18 protein-coding genes are annotated in these 15,369 nt (G+C 62.3%); 10 read left to right on the top strand and 8 right to left on the bottom strand.

The genetic code is table 11. From position 1 onward, the window contains the following. Window position 1 precedes the first annotated feature (1 nt). Window positions 2–610, top strand: coding sequence for a 3-isopropylmalate dehydratase small subunit (leuD, locus tag G7026_RS18865; protein ID WP_181072453.1), 609 nt, complete (start codon window positions 2–4; stop codon window positions 608–610). 102 nt (window positions 611–712) lie between these two features. On the opposite strand, the gene G7026_RS18860 is transcribed toward leuD, so the two are convergent. Continuing rightward, the gene (locus G7026_RS18860; protein ID WP_181072452.1) at window positions 713–943 is read right to left on the bottom strand and encodes a hypothetical protein; all 231 of its coding nucleotides are present in this window, start codon (window positions 941–943) and stop codon (window positions 713–715) included. Then, window positions 933–1,724: an MlaA family lipoprotein gene (locus G7026_RS18855; protein ID WP_181072451.1), complete on the bottom strand. Its 792-nt coding sequence runs from the start codon at window positions 1,722–1,724 to the stop codon at window positions 933–935. Before G7026_RS18855 ends, G7026_RS18860 begins: the two co-directional genes overlap by 11 nt. A gap of 165 nt (window positions 1,725–1,889) precedes the next feature. On the opposite strand from G7026_RS18855, the gene G7026_RS18850 reads away from it, so the two are divergent. The 6 genes from G7026_RS18850 (at window position 1,890) to G7026_RS18825 (ending at window position 7,523) form a co-directional block, all read left to right on the top strand. Next, the gene (locus G7026_RS18850; protein ID WP_181072450.1) at window positions 1,890–2,603 is read left to right on the top strand and encodes a response regulator; all 714 of its coding nucleotides are present in this window, start codon (window positions 1,890–1,892) and stop codon (window positions 2,601–2,603) included. Then, window positions 2,600–3,955, top strand: coding sequence for an ATP-binding protein (locus G7026_RS18845; RefSeq protein WP_181072449.1), 1,356 nt, complete (start codon window positions 2,600–2,602; stop codon window positions 3,953–3,955). The genes G7026_RS18850 and G7026_RS18845 overlap by 4 nt, the downstream gene beginning before the upstream one ends. A gap of 203 nt (window positions 3,956–4,158) precedes the next feature. After that, on the top strand, window positions 4,159–5,202 hold the full coding sequence (locus tag G7026_RS18840) for a TerC family protein (protein WP_181072448.1): 1,044 nt from the start codon (window positions 4,159–4,161) through the stop codon (window positions 5,200–5,202). Between the two features lie 246 nt (window positions 5,203–5,448). After that, window positions 5,449–5,874, top strand: a complete 426-nt coding sequence (locus G7026_RS18835; RefSeq protein ID WP_181072447.1) for a DoxX family protein — start codon at window positions 5,449–5,451, stop codon at window positions 5,872–5,874. A 26-nt stretch (window positions 5,875–5,900) separates the two neighbouring features. Then, window positions 5,901–6,824, top strand: a complete 924-nt coding sequence (locus G7026_RS18830) for an NADP-dependent oxidoreductase (protein WP_181072446.1) — start codon at window positions 5,901–5,903, stop codon at window positions 6,822–6,824. 141 nt (window positions 6,825–6,965) lie between these two features. After that, window positions 6,966–7,523 carry a flavin reductase family protein gene (locus G7026_RS18825; RefSeq protein ID WP_181072445.1) on the top strand — a complete coding sequence of 186 codons (558 nt, stop codon included), beginning with the start codon at window positions 6,966–6,968 and terminating at the stop codon, window positions 7,521–7,523. On the opposite strand, the gene G7026_RS18820 is transcribed toward G7026_RS18825, so the two are convergent. The 6 genes from G7026_RS18820 to G7026_RS18795 form a co-directional block, all read right to left on the bottom strand. Next, window positions 7,504–8,397: a helix-turn-helix domain-containing protein gene (locus G7026_RS18820; RefSeq protein ID WP_181072485.1), complete on the bottom strand. Its 894-nt coding sequence runs from the start codon at window positions 8,395–8,397 to the stop codon at window positions 7,504–7,506. The two genes, G7026_RS18825 and G7026_RS18820, sit on opposite strands and share 20 nt — an antisense overlap. A gap of 170 nt (window positions 8,398–8,567) precedes the next feature. Next, entirely contained in the window at window positions 8,568–9,737 is a 1,170-nt protein-coding gene (locus tag G7026_RS18815; protein ID WP_181072444.1) for a PAS domain-containing sensor histidine kinase, read from the bottom strand. Beyond that, window positions 9,724–10,542 carry an alpha/beta fold hydrolase gene (locus tag G7026_RS18810; protein WP_181072443.1) on the bottom strand — a complete coding sequence of 273 codons (819 nt, stop codon included), beginning with the start codon at window positions 10,540–10,542 and terminating at the stop codon, window positions 9,724–9,726. The genes G7026_RS18815 and G7026_RS18810 overlap by 14 nt, the downstream gene beginning before the upstream one ends. Window positions 10,543–10,667: 125 nt before the next feature. After that, window positions 10,668–11,087 (bottom strand): nuclear transport factor 2 family protein, encoded by a 420-nt coding sequence (locus tag G7026_RS18805; RefSeq protein WP_181072442.1) that lies wholly within the window; start codon window positions 11,085–11,087, stop codon window positions 10,668–10,670. Window positions 11,088–11,145: 58 nt separating this feature from the next. After that, complete coding sequence (gene wrbA / locus G7026_RS18800; RefSeq protein ID WP_181072441.1) at window positions 11,146–11,745, bottom strand: NAD(P)H:quinone oxidoreductase; 600 nt, start codon at window positions 11,743–11,745, stop codon at window positions 11,146–11,148. A 120-nt stretch (window positions 11,746–11,865) separates the two neighbouring features. Beyond that, window positions 11,866–12,771, bottom strand: coding sequence for a LysR family transcriptional regulator (locus G7026_RS18795; RefSeq protein ID WP_181072440.1), 906 nt, complete (start codon window positions 12,769–12,771; stop codon window positions 11,866–11,868). Between the two features lie 103 nt (window positions 12,772–12,874). Here G7026_RS18795 and G7026_RS18790 point away from each other — a divergent pair, with 103 nt between their 5' ends. From G7026_RS18790 to G7026_RS18780, 3 genes are all read left to right on the top strand, one after another. After that, on the top strand, window positions 12,875–13,792 hold the full coding sequence (locus G7026_RS18790) for a pirin family protein (protein ID WP_181072439.1): 918 nt from the start codon (window positions 12,875–12,877) through the stop codon (window positions 13,790–13,792). Window positions 13,793–13,954: 162 nt separating this feature from the next. Next, a complete protein-coding gene (locus G7026_RS18785) occupies window positions 13,955–14,719 on the top strand; it encodes an SDR family NAD(P)-dependent oxidoreductase (protein WP_181072438.1) in 765 nt (254 codons plus the stop codon). A 243-nt stretch (window positions 14,720–14,962) separates the two neighbouring features. Continuing rightward, window positions 14,963–15,289: a hypothetical protein gene (locus G7026_RS18780; protein WP_181072437.1), complete on the top strand. Its 327-nt coding sequence runs from the start codon at window positions 14,963–14,965 to the stop codon at window positions 15,287–15,289. The last annotated feature ends 80 nt before the right edge of the window (window positions 15,290–15,369 follow it).

Below are 15,369 nucleotides of genomic sequence, written 5' to 3'. Positions count from 1 at the left end.
GATGGAACCCTTCGTTGACATCAGCGGCACGGCCGCGCCCATGCTCGCCGCCAACGTCGATACCGACGTGATCATGCCCAAGCAGTTCCTCAAGGGCATCGACCGCAACGGCCTCGACCGGGGCGTGTTCTTCGACCTGCGCTTCTTGCCGAACGGCGAGCCGAACCCGGATTTCATCCTCAACCAAAAGCCCTGGAACGAGGCCCGCTTCCTGGTCGTCGGGCCCAATTACGGCTGCGGCTCGAGCCGCGAACACGCCGTGTGGGGGCTCAAGCAACTCGGCATCCGGGCAGTGATCGGAACCAGCTTCGCCGGGATATTCTTCGACAACTGCCAGCGCAACGGCCTGCTGCTCATCCAGCTGAGCGATGCGCCGCTGCGGGAGCTCGGTGAAAGGGTCGCCAGGCCCGAGTCGTCGTCGATCCGCATCGACCTCGCGGCGCAGACCATCACCCTCGATGGCGGGCGCGCGATCGAATTCGCCATCGACGCCCTGCGCAAGGAAGCGCTTCTGCAGGGGCTGGACGCCATCGGCAGCACGCTACAGCGCACCGATCAGATCAAGGCATTCGAGGCCCGGCATCTGCAGGCCAATCCCTGGTTGGCCTGATGGCTTGGCGTGTGGGTATGCAGTGGGGCACACGCGGTTGCTGCGGCCCCCACCTCATCTAACCGGCGCACGTGTCGTATCGAACCCCGATGCTCGACGTCGTCAGGGCGTTCCGTTCTCGATCATCCAGCGGATCACGCTCACCAGCGGCATGTGGTGATGGCTGATGGAACACCAGGCGGTTTGCTCCTCCCGGTACAGCTCGGTGTATCGGCTGAGCACGAGATGGCGGCCGTCGTCGTCCAGGCGCAGTTCGATCTCGCGGCAGTGCAGCGAGGATTGATCCGGTGCCCTCATGCGGCGATGCAGTACCAGCGGTTGATCAATCGCCATCGGCTTCACCCCGTTCGCACGCGTGGGTGGAGGTTGCGGGCGTGCCCCGCTTGCCTTCCGCGACGAAATTGGAGCGATGTTGCGCGACGGCATCGCGCAGCGCTGCGTAGTAATCAGGCCGTTTGCGCAGTTCGTCAGTCAGCGGCAGGTTTTCCGCTCGGCCGTCGACCACGCCGCCGACGGTATTGATGGTGCCCAGGGTATCCACGGTATCGCTGTTGTCGCCGAAGGGGCTTACCGCGAAGCTCAGTACTCGGCCGGTCGCGTCTCGCAGATTGGAAGTGCCGAACAGTGGAAGTTCGACGATGGGCCCGCTTGCAATATTCCAGACACCGAATGTCTGGCCGAAGTCGGATCGGTGTCGTTCTATTCCCAACTTACCCGAGACATCGATCAAGCCAACGATGCCCGCCGTGGTGTTGATGAAGAAACGGCCGGCGGTATTGGCCGAGCGTCTGAAGTTGCCTTGCAACAGGTCATTGATGAATACCTTGGGCTCGCCGAAGTTGGCGACAAAGTTGTGGACGCCACTCTGAAATAACTCCGGAAGACGGCGATAACCCCGGGCCACAGGTGCCAGGGCGTAGTCGTCGAGCGTTCGGTTGAAAGCAAAGATGCCTCGATTGACGGGCTCTGCCGGGTCGTAGTAGCCATAGGCGACGTTGCCACAGGCGTCCGGTTGCGTGTCCGCCGGTTGGCTGGCGCAACCGCTGGCAAGTACCAAGACGAGTCCGGCAAACAGAAGGCGAGTAAAACGCGAAGTGGAAGGGTTAGTTGGCATCTGGAATATCTCGGTGGGAAATGATCGCGATGCTGCCTGCGATTCTTTGCTCCAAGATTTCCGCTGTGTTGCGCGCTGGTAGGTTTGTTGCCGGATTGAAATATATGACGTAACTCGTCGAATGGTTTTAGATATCCACTTCCAACAAGTCCGCACGTGCCCATCGTGACCCATCTATTACTTGTCGACGATGACCTCGAAGTCCTCGCCCTGCTGAAGAAGTTTCTCGAACAGCACGGCTATCGCGTAGACACTGCCACGGACGGACCGACGCTGTGGCAAGCCGTGGAACGTCAGATGCCGGACCTGGTGATCCTGGACGTGATGCTCCCCGGCGAGAGCGGGCTGATGCTCTGCCAGCGGCTGCGCGCCGAACATGGGATAGCGGTCATCATGCTGACGGCGATGGGGGAGTTGAGCGACCGCGTCGTGGGGCTCGAGTTGGGGGCGGACGATTACCTGACCAAGCCGTTCGATGCCCGCGAGCTCCTGGCGCGGATACGGGCCGTGCTGCGCCGCACGGGGGAGGTCAGAAGCGTCTGGAACGACAAGCCGCGCCCGATCTTGGAGTTCGCCGGCTGGCAGCTGGATGTCACGCGACGTGAGTTACGTTCGCCGGACAAGGTCATGATTCCGCTGTCGAGCGGAGAGTTCGAGCTGCTGCTGGTCTTTGCCGAGCACCCGCTGCGGGTGCTGACGCGTCAGCAATTGCTCGACATGGCGCGGGGCGAAGCCTACGACGCCTTCGATCGCAGCGTGGATGTCCAGGTCAGCCGGTTGCGCCGCAAGCTGGAGACCGATCCCAACCGCGCGCCCATGATTCGTACCATTCGCAACGGTGGCTATCTGTTCACGCCGAACGTGGTGGTGAAGCGATGAACCTGCTTCGCCAGGCGTTGGCCAGGTTTCGTCGGCCGCGCTATACGGTGGCGCGCTGGATCGCAGCGACGACGATGGTCGCGATGCTGACCGCACTGGCACTCAACGGACTGTTCAGCGTGCTGGCCGGCGGCTGGGCCCGGCCACCCTTGCTGGAAACCGGTTTGATGGAAAAGCTCGCCGCCATCACTCGCATCCTCGATGCGGTGCCGCCGGGGCAGCGCCCCGAGATCGCCCGCGCCGCCAGCGATCAGGCGTTCGCCATCCAGTGGGTGCAACGGCACGAAGAGGCTCGCTTGCCCCGCCTCGACGATCCCGGTTTCCGAAAGGGGGCGGCGCTCCTGCGCGATCTGTTGGGCAGGCCCACGGCGACGATCGAGGCGTACGAGCCCAGCGACTGGCCGCAGAACCGGACCGACAGGCGCTATGCCTTGCTGATCGAGCTCAGCGATGGCTCCTGGGTCGTGTTTTCGATGCCGACGCGGGGTTGGGGGCTGAACGAGCTGCCGCGCAATCTGATCGTTCTGGGCCTCGTGTTGTTGTCGACGATCCTCGTTGCCCTGGTCGCGACGCGGCACCTGGCCAGCCCGCTGGAGCGTTTCGCCGAGGGTGCGCGGCGTTTCGGCCGGGATTTCCGGGCGCCGCCGATTCCCGTGGAAGGGCCGCAGGAGATTCGCCAGGCGATCCTCGCCTTCAATGCCATGCAGGCGCAACTGCAGCATTTTCTACACGACCGGACGCAGATGCTGGCGGCCATCTCCCATGACTTGCGAGCGCCCCTGACGCGCATGCGATTGCGCGGCGAATTCATCGAGGATGCCGAGCAGCAATCGAAGCTGTTCCGCGATGTGGATGAGATGCAGGCGATGGTCAATTCCGCCCTGGATTTCTTTCGTGACGACGCACGGCTCGAACCCGCCATTCCGTTCGACCTGGCCGAGCTGCTGCATACGGTGGCCGACGATTTCAAGGACGCGGGAACGGGCTTCGGCTTGAGCGGCCCGAGCCGCTTCGCCTATGTGGGGCGCCCTATCGGCATCAAAAGGATGCTCGTCAATCTCGTGGATAACGCCATCAAGTATGGCCGCGACCCCTGCGTTCGATTGATCGTTCGACCTAGCCGGGCGGAAATTCGCGTGCTCGACCGGGGGCCGGGAATCGCCCCGGAACATCACGAGGCGGTGTTCATGCCGTTCTTTCGCATCGAGGGTTCGCGCAACCGGAACACCGGTGGCGTCGGGCTGGGCCTGGCTGCGGCGCGGGCGACCGTCCTCGAACACGGCGGAACGCTCACGCTGCGCAATCGCCAGGGCGGCGGGCTGGAGGTCAGGGTCGTCCTGCCCTTCGGCTGAGCGGAACGGCACTGGCAGGCGACCGCGGCTTTCCGCCAATGACGTCATCAGCTGATAACAAAGTAGAATAACGGGCCGCGAATTTCCCCGTTGTATCGTTTTCGGCGCGGCCGTATATTGAGCCGGTGATGCCGGGCCCCTCTGGCGGTTAATACCGCGATGTCGGAATCACAGTCTGTTAATTACGACTGAGGAGGGGCTCGATGAACGCCCTAGAACCGTTTCTCCTTGCCGAGTTCTTCGGCACGGCCACCTGGCTGTGGCTGGTTTTCATATCCATCGTCTTCGCTCTGCTGGTTTTCGATCTCGGTGTCCTGCACCGTGACAATCGAGAGATCGGTGTGCGCGAGAGTCTGCTGTTGTCGGGCGGCTATATCAGCGCCGGCCTGCTGTTCGGCCTTTGGGTGTTCCATCAGAAAGGCAGCGATGCCGGCATGGACTACCTGACGGGCTTTCTCGTCGAGAAGTCGTTGTCCATGGACAACGTCTTTCTCATGGCAATGATATTCAGCTCCCTGGCCATTCCTCGTCAGTACCAGCACAAGGTGTTGTTCTGGGGGATCATGGGTGTGTTGGTGCTACGCGCGATAATGATCGGGCTTGGCGCTGCGCTGATTCACCAGTTCAGCTGGATTCTCTACGGGTTCGGCGTCTTCCTGGCCGTGACGGGCGCCAGGATGCTGTTCAGCCCGGTCGATGACCACCCCGACCTCGAGGGCAACCTGCTGGTCAGGTTCCTTCGCCGTCATCTGCGGGTAACCGACCGTCTGCACGGCCAGCGCTTCTTCGTCCGGCAACCCGGAGAAGGCGGAAAGGCGGTGCTATGGGTTACGCCTCTTTTCCTCGCGCTGATACTGATCGAATGCGCGGATCTGGTGTTCGCCGTGGACAGCGTGCCCGCCGTGTTCGCGATCACGCAGGATCCTTTCATCGTCTACACGTCGAACATCTTCGCGATCCTCGGGTTGCGTGCGTTGTACTTCGCGTTGGCAGCGCTGATTCATCGCTTCGCTTACCTCAAGTACGCACTCGCCCTGATCCTGATATTCATTGGCACCAAGATCACCCTGGTCGGCATCATCGGCAAGATCCCCTCCGTCGTCTCGTTGGCAGTCACCTTAGGGTTGCTCGCCGGCGGGGTGTTGCTGTCGCTCTACAAGACCCGGGGCGAACCTGCGCTTGAGGCCTCCGGTCCAGGCCCAGGGGGGGAAGCGCTGAAATCGGACCCAGTCTCTCCCCGTGAATGATCGGGACTGCTACAACCCGCGCTCCATGGCGAAAGGTGCCAAAGGTCCGGTATTCCCGGGCCTTTGGCTTCCAGGCGTGGTGAGGAAACCAACTTCCGCACCGATGAGTGACACTTCCGCTTGGTAACTATTCTATTTTTCAGAACATAATCTTCGATATCGGACGGCTATTTAGTTAAGTTGCCGGCGCGCATGATGACCTCATTGCGGCTACCAAAGGGGTGGCCCAGTCAGAGGAAACTCGTCATGACACAGTCCATCGCACTCTCCACTAGCAATAACACCATCGCTATCTCCGCTTCGGCGGCGCTTGCCGGGCGCGTTTTGCTCAGTGCCATCTTCATTCTCTCAGGCGTTTCGAAAATCAGCGCGCCGGCCGGCATGATCGGCTACATCGAATCGGTCGGTCTGCCGTTTCCGACCCTGGCCCTCGCGCTGGCCATCCTCGTCGAACTGGTTGGCGGTGTCGCGCTGGTGCTTGGCTATCGGACTCGCCTGGTGGCCGCCGGCCTTGCGGCGTTCACTGTCGTCACCGCGCTCGCCTTCCATAACCAGCTTGGCGACCAGAACCAGCTCATCCACTTCTTCAAGAACATCGCCATGGCTGGCGGGCTGTTGCAGGTCGTGGCGTTCGGCGCCGGCCGTTTCAGCCTTGATGCGCGTCGCGCCTGACTCTCGAGCTGACTGAGGAGCACATCATGAAAGCGATTCGCGTAGCGCAATATGGGCAGCCCGAGGGGCTGACTCTGCAAGAACGTCCGGCGCTTGTGCCGGGCCGAGGCGAAGTGCTCATCAGCGTGGCGGGCAGCGGCGTCAACCCGATTGACTGGAAGATCTTGTCCGGCGCCATGAAAGCCTTCATTCCACTGGAGCTGCCGTACACGCCTGGCGTTGAAGTGGCCGGACGGGTAGCGCAGCTAGGCGACGGCGTCGAAGGGTTCGCGGTAGGGGACGAGGTGTTTGGCTTCATCGGGATCGTCGGCGGCTACGCCACCGAAGTGGTTGCCAGTGCCGATCGACTGGCGCATCGGCCGGCGCGGTTGTCGGCACTAGAGGCCAGCGGCGTTCCGGCCGCGGCGCTCACCGCCTGGCAGGCACTGCATGAGCAGGCGCAGATCAAAGCCGGCCAGACGGTTCTGATCCACGGAGCAGCCGGGGGCGTCGGCAGCATGGCGGTGCAGGTGGCTCGGATCGCCGGTGCGACCGTGATCGCCACCGCGTCGGCCCGTAACCACGACTACCTGAAGTCGCTGGGCGCAGACCAGATGATCGACTACACCCAGACGCCCTTCGAAACGGCGGTCGATGCGGTCGACGTGGTGCTGGATCTCGTCGGTGGGGATACCCAGGCGCGTTCCTGGGCGGTGTTGAAGGCAGGTGGCGTACTGGTTTCGCCGGTTAGCCCACCGGATGCGGCTCAGGCCAAAACGGTCGGCGCCTCGGGCAAGCATTTTGCGACGCGCTCCGATGGCGCTCAGCTGAAAAAGATCGCTGCGCTGTTCGACGTGGGCAAGCTCAGGATCGACGTCGAGGTGCTTCCCTTGTCAGGGGCCGAAGGCGCCTTGCGCAAGAGCTGGGCTCGACACACACGGGGCAAGCTGGTGCTCGATGCCAGCCGATGAACGTCAGCAAGCGATAACGCCGGGCATTTCCCGGCTTTTTTTTTCGCGCAATTTCCCGACAGCGCAGGCTTGGGCGCGACAGCATAAAAGGCGGTATCCGTGCAATCTGGGCTCGTCCAAAACTGAACAGGAGCCTCGCCCATGGCCCGCTACAGCAAAACCGACTTTCCCTTGCACGATGCCCGCTGTCATCTGGAAACCGGCCCGATTGTGCTGGTGAGTTCCGCCTGGCAAGGCGATACCAACATCATGACGATGGGCTGGCACACGATGCTGCAGTTCACACCCGCGCTCTTCGGCTGCTACCTCTGGGACGGCAACCACAGCTATGACCTGATCCGCCGCAGCGGCGAGTGCGTGATCAACGTGCCGACCGCGGACCTTGCCGATGCCGTCGTCGGCATCGGCAACTGCACCGGCTCACGGCTGGACAAGTTCGAGGCCTTTGGGCTCACCGCCATGGCTGGCTCGCGGGTAAATGCCCCGCTGATCGATGAGTGCTACGCGAACTTCGAGTGCCGCCTGGTGGATGACCGGCAGGTCGACGAGTACGGCCTGTTCATCTGGGAGATCGTCCAAGCCCACGTGGCGCCAGCCGTCACCGAGCCGGAAACCTTGCACTACCGAGGAAAAGGGCAGTTTCGTGTCGCCGGTCGTGTGCTGGATTATTCCGACCGGTTCAAACCACAGAACCTCTAGCGCGCCCTGGGCTGCGATAGGCGCTTGGCGTCACACCCACTTCGCGCCGGAACACTTGCGAGAAGTGGCTCGGGCTTGAATAGCCGACTTCCATGCCGATGTCGATGACGCTTTGATCTGTGTCCAGCAGCAACTGGCGAGCACGGGCCATGCGCAGCCGGATGAAGTATTGCGACGGCGACACGCCGGTGGCGCGTTTGAACAATCGGCTGAAGTGGTATTCACTCAGTTGCGCGGCCTCGGCCAGCTGAGCCAGGGAAAAGTCTTCGGCCAAGCGCGCATTCATCATGTCGATGACCCGACGCAGCTTGTAGGCCTGCAGCGCGTTGCTGCGCCGGGTAGTCGCGTGCGGGTCGCGGTAGGTGCGGATCAGGTGGACCGTCAACGCCTGGGCCAGGCTGTGAACGAAGAGCGGGCTGGGCTCATGGCGCTCGACCAGCTCCAGGCGCAGCTGTTCGAGCAGCATCCGCACCAGCTCGTCCTGCCCACCGGAGATGTCGAGAAAGCTTACCGGCCCCGCCTGGCTTCCCCACACGTCACGGGAGGCCTGGTCCAGCAGCGAGTGGGCAAGGTACAGGTGCATCACCTCGAACGTTTCGCCGCCTCGGGTCTGCCAGCGCATTTCGTAAGGGAGGTCGGTGCTGGTGAGGTAAAAGTCGCCGACATTGACCTCGGCCGACTCCCATTCACCCCCTAACGCACGCTCTTCGACGATCGCCGAACCGGCGAGCACCATCACCAGCAGCGGTTCGGCCACCGCCGGAACCAGTACGGGCTCGGTGATGCTGTGGTGTTTGAAGAGTTGAAGAACGACGTCCTGCAAACCGGGCCGCTGCGGCAGCGCGAGGTGCTCGCTCGGCATGTACTGCGCCATGGACTCGGCGGGAATGCGCACGGCATGGGCAGTGGAAACGGCAGGTTCGGTATTCACAGAAATCGATGCCCCATACTTCGTCGGCTCATTGCATAGCTTAGAAAGCGCATTGGCGAACGTTGCCGTTGCAGGCGGAATCTACCCGGCAACGGTCAGAGAAAACGCATGCGTCAACTGAGCGGAAAGCTGACCGTGAACAAAGTGCCGCGCTCTTCATCGGAGCTGACGGTTACGTCACCGCCATGCGCCTTGGCGATTTCTCGCACGATGAACAATCCAAGACCTACGCTGCGCACTCCGCTTTCCGCCTCGCCGCCTCGGGTCATCGGCTCGAACAACCCGGACAACAGCGATGCGGGAATGGCTGGGCCGTAGTTATGCACCGAGACGAAAGCGGTGTCATTTTCCAGCTGTGAGGTAACAGTAATCGGCCGCTGTAAATCACCGTAGGCCACACTGTTGCCAACCAGATTGCCGATAAGTTGCTGCACCCGGTCAGCGTCCAAACGTGCCATCCCAGTTTGGACTGGGTTGTGGATCAGCTTTGCCTGCGGAAACGCAATGCGTAGTTCGTCTACACATAGACCGACAAGCTCACGTAAGTCGACCGAAGCAGGAGTAATTACGATACCTCGTCCGACTCTGGCCAATGTAAGGTCCAACAGATCCGCAATCAGGCGCTCGGCACGGTTCGCTGATTGCGTAATGTAGCCAAGTACATTTGACTCCCGGGTGGTGCGTCCACCGCGAGCGAGCATGTCGGAGGCCATTTTGATAGCGGTCAGCGGGTTCTTCAGGTCATGGCTTACGATGGCAACCATTTGCTCGGCGAACGATGCACGGCGCTGAGCTTCTTCGAACGCTTTGCTTAGCTCAGCCTGGGCTTTCTGCAGATCGGCTTCGGCTGCGGACTTCTGTCTCAATAGCTCCTCAGCCAGTTTCCGAGCCTTGAGCAGTTCCCGCTCATACTTGTCCCGATCGACGATGGCGAACAGCGCCATTTCGTGCTGAACGCCACTGGTGCGCTCGTGCCTGACGGCATTGATCAGCATGGTGACAGCACGTCGGTCGCGATGCAGGATATCGAGCTTGACCTCCGCGACGGATCCCTGAAGTTTCATCAGCGGTGCCCAGTGCGTCTGGTGAAATATGCGCCCGCCCATGCTCAGCAGGTCTTGAAAGCGCCGCCCTTGCAACTCCGGCTCGCTGAAGCCGATCCACTGGCTGAAGGTATGGTTGGCTCGCAGGATCGTGCCGTCCTCTTTCGTCACCAGCAGCCCGCACGGCGCCTCCTCAAAAAGCGCCTGCGGATCGAGATGCGTAGACTCATGATCCGGCATCTGTGCCCTTCCATGGCCGTAGAAAAACGTCCATGGCATCGGCGCAAGCACCGGGGGCACTCATGTGGGGGCAGTGGCCGACATTGTCGACCAGGACAAGCGAGCTATTAGGCATCGAAGCGCGGAGGTATTCGCCGACTGCGATAGGCGCGATCAGGTCATCGGTTGACTGCAGGATTAGCGTCGGCGTGGTCAAACCGGCGACGTCGCGTCGGTTATCGGACATAAACGTTACTCGAGCGAAGTGCTTGGCGATGTCGGGGTCGGTGCGGCAAAAGCTATTCGTCAGCTCCGCACCGAGCTCGGGTTGCCCTGGGGCCCCCATGATGACGGGAGCCATATTGCTGGACCAGCCGAGATAGTTGTCATCGAGGCTGTCGAGCAGCGACTCGATGTCCTCCAGCGTGAAACCTCCCACGTAACCGTCAGAGTCGATGTAGCACGGGGAAGGGCCAACCATGACGTGGGCGGCAATTCGCCCTGGCACTTGGCGGTCCGCTAGCACGTCGATCATCGCGCTGACCGAATGGCCGATGAGGACAACTGGCCCGCTGGCAAACTGATCGATGACTTCGTTCAGGTCTTGGGCGTATCCGGCCAATGTGCCGTATTTGTCACGATCGTACGCGCTGACGTCTGACTGACCGGCGCCCACCAGGTCGTACACAACGACTCTAAATTGGCCGGCGAACTGGTCGGTGAGAAAGCGCCACATGGTCTGATCACAGCCAAATCCATGAGAAAAAACCAATGTGGCTGGACCGTTGCCCATCACGTTTACGTTGTTGCGATGCTGAAGGTCCATCTGGGTTTCCGAAAGGAGAAATCATGTCCGGGCGAGTTTAAGTATTCGAAGGTGCCAGGTCATTCTTTCACTGTCTTTTTCACCAACCGCAGGGCCCACGGCGCGTGGGTGCAACGCGCTGTGTCTCAGCCCGCGAGCGCAGGTATGGGGGCCTCCAGCGCGATGGCGGCTTGCACCGGGTCGAAATATTCGCGGATGAAGGCGAGTTTGCCGTTCTCCACCCGCACGAACAGCACGTAGTCCTGCCGATAGATACGGCCGGTCGGCTTGATCAGTCCTTCGGCCTTGACCTCGGCACTGGCCTCGGACAGATCGGCACCGGGATGAATAATCAGGTCGTAAAAGCGGAAGTTTTCGACCGCGCCAACGAACCAGCCCACATGGCTCAGCACTTGTTCGCGTCCGACCAGGCGGGCCGGATGCCCAAGCGTCGGCGCGAAGGGCAATTCCCAGAGCAGGTCGTCAGCGATCAATGTCTTCCAGCGCCCGTGGTCGTCAACGAGGGTGGCGAAATGCAGCTGCAGCAGTTCGGCGGCGGTGGTCATGGCCTGCGGTCCTTGTACGGAATCGGGTTGGAGAGGGCCCGATCGCGGGCCCTCTGGATCAGCCGAACAGCTTGGTGGCGGTACGGGCGATGAGTTCGCCCTGGTGGCGCGCACCGGCCAGCTCGGTTTCGCTGGGCTGACGTGAGCCGTCGCCATCTGTGATGGTGGTGGCGCCATAGGGTGCGCCGCCGACGACTTCCGAGACGCCCATCTGCCCTTGGTGGCTGTACGGCAACCCGACGATGGTCATGCCGAAGTGCAGCAGGTTGGTGATGATCGAGAACAGCGTGGTTTCCTGGCCACCATGCTGGGTGGCCGAAGCCGTGAAGGCGCCGCCGACCTTGCCGTTCAAGGCGCCGCGGGCCCAGAGGCCGCCCGCTTGATCGAGGAACGCGGCCATCTGGCTGCTGATACGGCCGAAGCGAGTGCCGGTCCCTACGATGATCGCATCGTAGTGTTCGAGTTCGGCGACCGTTGCCACCGGCGCAGACTGGTCGAGCTTGAAGTGGGCTTTACGGGCGATTTCTTCGGGCACCGTTTCAGGCACCCGCTTGACGTCGACCTGCGCACCGGCAGCGCGGGCGCCCTCGGCCACGGCGTGGGCCATCGTTTCCAAGTGACCGTAGGACGAGTAGTAAAGAACCAGAACCTTTGCCATGGGATGTCTCCTCAACGTAGTGGCTGACGGTGTGTCGCCGCGATGGAGAGCACTTTCGCATGAGGTTAGGTTCGGCAAAAGCCGGGTAATATCGACTGTTACGTTCGACTTTATCGAACACTAGTCCGCCTGGGCCTGCTCGCGAAACCGCTCGATCAGCCAACTGGCCGCAGGTCCCGGCGGCGTGTCGGTGCGGTAGATGACATCGAACAGGTAGTCACCGCCAGAGCAATCCGGTAGCTCAAGCGGGACCAACCGGCCACTGGCCAGATCGTCGCGCACCATGGGCTCTGGCATGTTGCCCCAGCCGATGCCTTCGCAAAGCAGCATGTGCTTGGCGCCCAGGTCAGCCAGCCGCCAGGTGCGGGTGCCGACGACGGCAAACTCCTGGTCATCGGTGAGCCTGGAGCGATCGGTCAGTACCAGCTGAACATGCTCGCGCCCGGCACCCGGCGCGTGTGGGCCAGTGGTGGCGAGCGGATGCGTTGGCGCGGCGACCGGGATCAGCGCGACCTTGCCCGCGCCGATGCGCTCGATTCCGTCGATGCTCATCGTCAGCGGGCCGCTCACCCCCAGGGTCGCGCCACGGTCGAGCACGCGTTGGGTCACCGCGCCCAGCGCCTCGATGTGCAAATGTAGAGAGACCGTTGGAAAGTGTTCGCGAAACGCCTTGAGTGCATCGACCACCCGCTCGCTTGGAAGCATCACATCCAGCACTAGGTGCACCTCGGCTTCCAGTCCGTGCAGCAGGCCGCGGACCTTGGCGCGCAACCCGTCGATGCCGTTATAGATGGTGCGGGCCTCGGCCAGTACGGTGCGGCCGGCATCGGTCAGCTGCGGTTTGCGTGTGGTCTTGCGGTCGAAGAGGCTGACGCCCAACTGCATTTCAAGGTTGGCGATCGAATAACTCACCACTGACGTCGCGCGGTGCAGTTTGCGCGCCGCCCCGGCGAAGCTGCCGACCTCGACAACGGTGAGAAACACACGCAGCTGATCCAGCGTAGGGGTGCCGGGGTCGGATATCATTTCTAATTCCTCGAACGTTTCGATGCATATTATCCAGGTTTTGCTGAAAAGCTAGCCGGCCTAGAGTGGCCTCACATTCACGCAGCCGCTGAGCGAGACCACCATGACCCTGCACACCGCCACCGCCTCGATCGAACAAGTCGTCCTGCCCAACGTACGCGACATCGGTGGTTTCGATGTACGCCGAGCGCTGCCCTCGGCGCAGCGGCGCATGGTGGGGCCTTTCGTCTTTCTCGACAGCTTCGGGCCCGTGGTTTTTGGCGCCGGGGAGGGCATGGATACCCGGCCGCATCCGCACATCGGTCTCTCTACCATCAGCTACCTGCTCCAGGGCGAAATGCTCCACCGCGACAGCGCCGGGCATATCCAGCAGCTTCAGGCTGGCGAGGTGAACCTGATGGTTGCTGGCCGCGGCATCGTCCACTCCGAGCGCTCCAGCGACCCAGTGCGGGCCAGTGGCGGCACGCTCATGGGGCTGCAAGCATGGGTGGCATTGCCCGAAGCGCATGAAGAAACCGAACCGGGCTTCCAGCATCTGACCGCCCCTGCGCTGCCGACACTTGAGGGTGATGGCGTAGCGCTGCGGCTGCTGGCGGGGTCGCTCGAAGGCCGCCGCGCGACAACTCGTACCTTCTCGGACCTGTTCTACGCGGATCTGCAATTAGAGGCTGGCGCCCGTTATCGCCTGTCTGCCGAACATATCGAGCGCGCCCTCTATGTGGTCAGGGGCGAGGTGGAAGTGGTTGGCGAGGCGGGGCGTTTCGGTGCCGACCAGCTGGTTGTGCTGCGCCCTGGCAGTGACGTCATCATCGCCGCACCTAAAGGCGCGCGGCTGATGCTGCTGGGCGGCGAGCCGCTCGACGGGCCTCGCCACATCTACTGGAATTTCGTCTCCAGCCGGCAGGACCGCATTCTCCAGGCGGCCGAAGATTGGCGCTTACGCCGCTTTTCCGATGTGCCGGGCGACGACGACTACATACCACTGCCTGACACCGGGGCGCGCTGGCGCTTCAAGGAGTAGATCGCCCAGGCGCACCTTGGCGCAAAACCCCGACAGCCTGGGCAAGCCTCCAAAAGCCGCGCCCGCCATGCTGCGAGACAGTAGAGCCGTCATCAACGACAGCACCCCAATGGGTGCGGGCCGGCGACTGTCTCGCCTGGCCTCGACTCTGGAGGAAGCATCATGGCTGACATCAAAAATACCGTCCCGCAGGAAGTAGAAGGCAAGGTCGCACTGGTTACCGGCGCTGCCAGCGGTATCGGCAAAGCTATCGCATTAATGCTGCATGCACGCGGGGCAAAGGTCGTCGCAGAGGATCTGAACCCCGCCGTCAAAGATCTGGCCCGTCCCGGGCTGGTACCGCTGGTGGCTGACATCGCCGAAGACGGCGCCGCCGAGCGGGCGGTGGGCCTGGCGGTAGAGCAATTCGGCCGGCTCGACATCCTGGTCAACAATGCCGGGATCATCATCAACAAGCTGGTGGTGGACATGACCCGCCAGGATTGGGAGCGCATCCAGGCCGTCAACGCGACAGCCGCGTTCCTGCATTGCCGCGAAGCCGTGAAAGCGATGATGCCGAACAAGTCCGGCGCGATCGTCAACATCGCGTCCTATGCCTCGTACTTCGCCTTCCCGACCATTGCGGCCTACACCGCCTCGAAGGGCGCCCTGGCCCAGCTGACCCGCACCCTCGCGCTCGAAGCCATTGAACATGGCATCCGCGTCAACGCCATCGGGGTGGGCGATGTGGTCACCAACATCCTCAACGATGTAGTGGAAGACGGTCCGGGCTTCCTGAGCCAGCACGGTGAAGGTGCGCCCATCGGTCGAGCGGCTCAGCCTGAAGAGATCGCCGAAGTGGTCGCCTTCCTGGCCTCGGATCGCGCCAGTTTCATGGTCGGCGCGGTGGTGATGGCCGACGGCGGCATGACGGTCACGGCAGGCTGACGCTGAGAAGTGCCCACCTTGCTGCTCCCCACTGCCGGCGGTGGAAGTCGCTGGGAGTGGGGCTGGTTCGATGGGTAGTGCGGCGCTCGCTGCGTTCCGTGTCGCCATGCAGGATTAGGCATGACCGCCGCACTTTCTGCGTAACGCCCAAGGGGCCTCAGTCCATAACCTGAACTCACGAAACGGACGACACCGACCTGGCTGGGATCGCCAACCAATTATTCGACCCGTGAGGACACACAGATGAAAAATCTATGCCAAACCTTTATCGCCACCGCTCTGAGCGCCTTGTTCGTTGGTATCACCCTGGCCCCGGTCAGCACATCCCTGGCTGTCGCAGGTGCTGAATCCAGCCTGAGGGCTGAGCTTGCAGAAGGCGGTTCGGACCGTACCCCAGGTTTCCGCGTTGCCGAGGATGGCTCGGACCGTACGCCGGGTTTCCGCGTTGCCGAGGGCGGCTCGGACCGCACCCCAGGCTTGCGCGTTGCCGAAGGTGGCTCCGATCGTACCCCTGCCTCCAGGCTGCCGAAGCTCGTCCCTACTGCGCGCTCGGTGGCGCTGATCAGCTAAAGGCGGCACACGTGCGAACACTGCATCGAGATACCGCCAAACGCTCTGGGCCGGCCTCGGCCCAGAGCACGCTCCATCGA

This window comes from Stutzerimonas azotifigens, from assembly GCF_013522725.1.
GTDB lineage: Bacteria > Pseudomonadota > Gammaproteobacteria > Pseudomonadales > Pseudomonadaceae > Stutzerimonas > Stutzerimonas azotifigens_A.
The sequence above is the reverse complement of the archived record's forward strand: the minus strand, read 5'-3'. Positions and strand labels throughout refer to the sequence as shown.

Coding starts and splice junctions, on each gene's coding strand:
- leuD (WP_181072453.1), top strand. CDS start 2: ATGGAACCCTTCGTTGACATCAGCGGCACGGCCGCGCCCATGCTCGCC.
- G7026_RS18860 (WP_181072452.1), bottom strand. CDS start 943: ATGGCGATTGATCAACCGCTGGTACTGCATCGCCGCATGAGGGCACCG.
- G7026_RS18855 (WP_181072451.1), bottom strand. CDS start 1,724: ATGCCAACTAACCCTTCCACTTCGCGTTTTACTCGCCTTCTGTTTGCC.
- G7026_RS18845 (WP_181072449.1), top strand. CDS start 2,600: ATGAACCTGCTTCGCCAGGCGTTGGCCAGGTTTCGTCGGCCGCGCTAT.
- G7026_RS18840 (WP_181072448.1), top strand. CDS start 4,159: ATGAACGCCCTAGAACCGTTTCTCCTTGCCGAGTTCTTCGGCACGGCC.
- G7026_RS18835 (WP_181072447.1), top strand. CDS start 5,449: ATGACACAGTCCATCGCACTCTCCACTAGCAATAACACCATCGCTATC.
- G7026_RS18830 (WP_181072446.1), top strand. CDS start 5,901: ATGAAAGCGATTCGCGTAGCGCAATATGGGCAGCCCGAGGGGCTGACT.
- G7026_RS18825 (WP_181072445.1), top strand. CDS start 6,966: ATGGCCCGCTACAGCAAAACCGACTTTCCCTTGCACGATGCCCGCTGT.
- G7026_RS18820 (WP_181072485.1), bottom strand. CDS start 8,397: ATGGCGCAGTACATGCCGAGCGAGCACCTCGCGCTGCCGCAGCGGCCC.
- G7026_RS18815 (WP_181072444.1), bottom strand. CDS start 9,737: ATGCCGGATCATGAGTCTACGCATCTCGATCCGCAGGCGCTTTTTGAG.
- G7026_RS18810 (WP_181072443.1), bottom strand. CDS start 10,542: ATGGACCTTCAGCATCGCAACAACGTAAACGTGATGGGCAACGGTCCA.
- G7026_RS18805 (WP_181072442.1), bottom strand. CDS start 11,087: ATGACCACCGCCGCCGAACTGCTGCAGCTGCATTTCGCCACCCTCGTT.
- wrbA (WP_181072441.1), bottom strand. CDS start 11,745: ATGGCAAAGGTTCTGGTTCTTTACTACTCGTCCTACGGTCACTTGGAA.
- G7026_RS18795 (WP_181072440.1), bottom strand. CDS start 12,771: ATGATATCCGACCCCGGCACCCCTACGCTGGATCAGCTGCGTGTGTTT.
- G7026_RS18790 (WP_181072439.1), top strand. CDS start 12,875: ATGACCCTGCACACCGCCACCGCCTCGATCGAACAAGTCGTCCTGCCC.
- G7026_RS18785 (WP_181072438.1), top strand. CDS start 13,955: ATGGCTGACATCAAAAATACCGTCCCGCAGGAAGTAGAAGGCAAGGTC.
- G7026_RS18780 (WP_181072437.1), top strand. CDS start 14,963: ATGAAAAATCTATGCCAAACCTTTATCGCCACCGCTCTGAGCGCCTTG.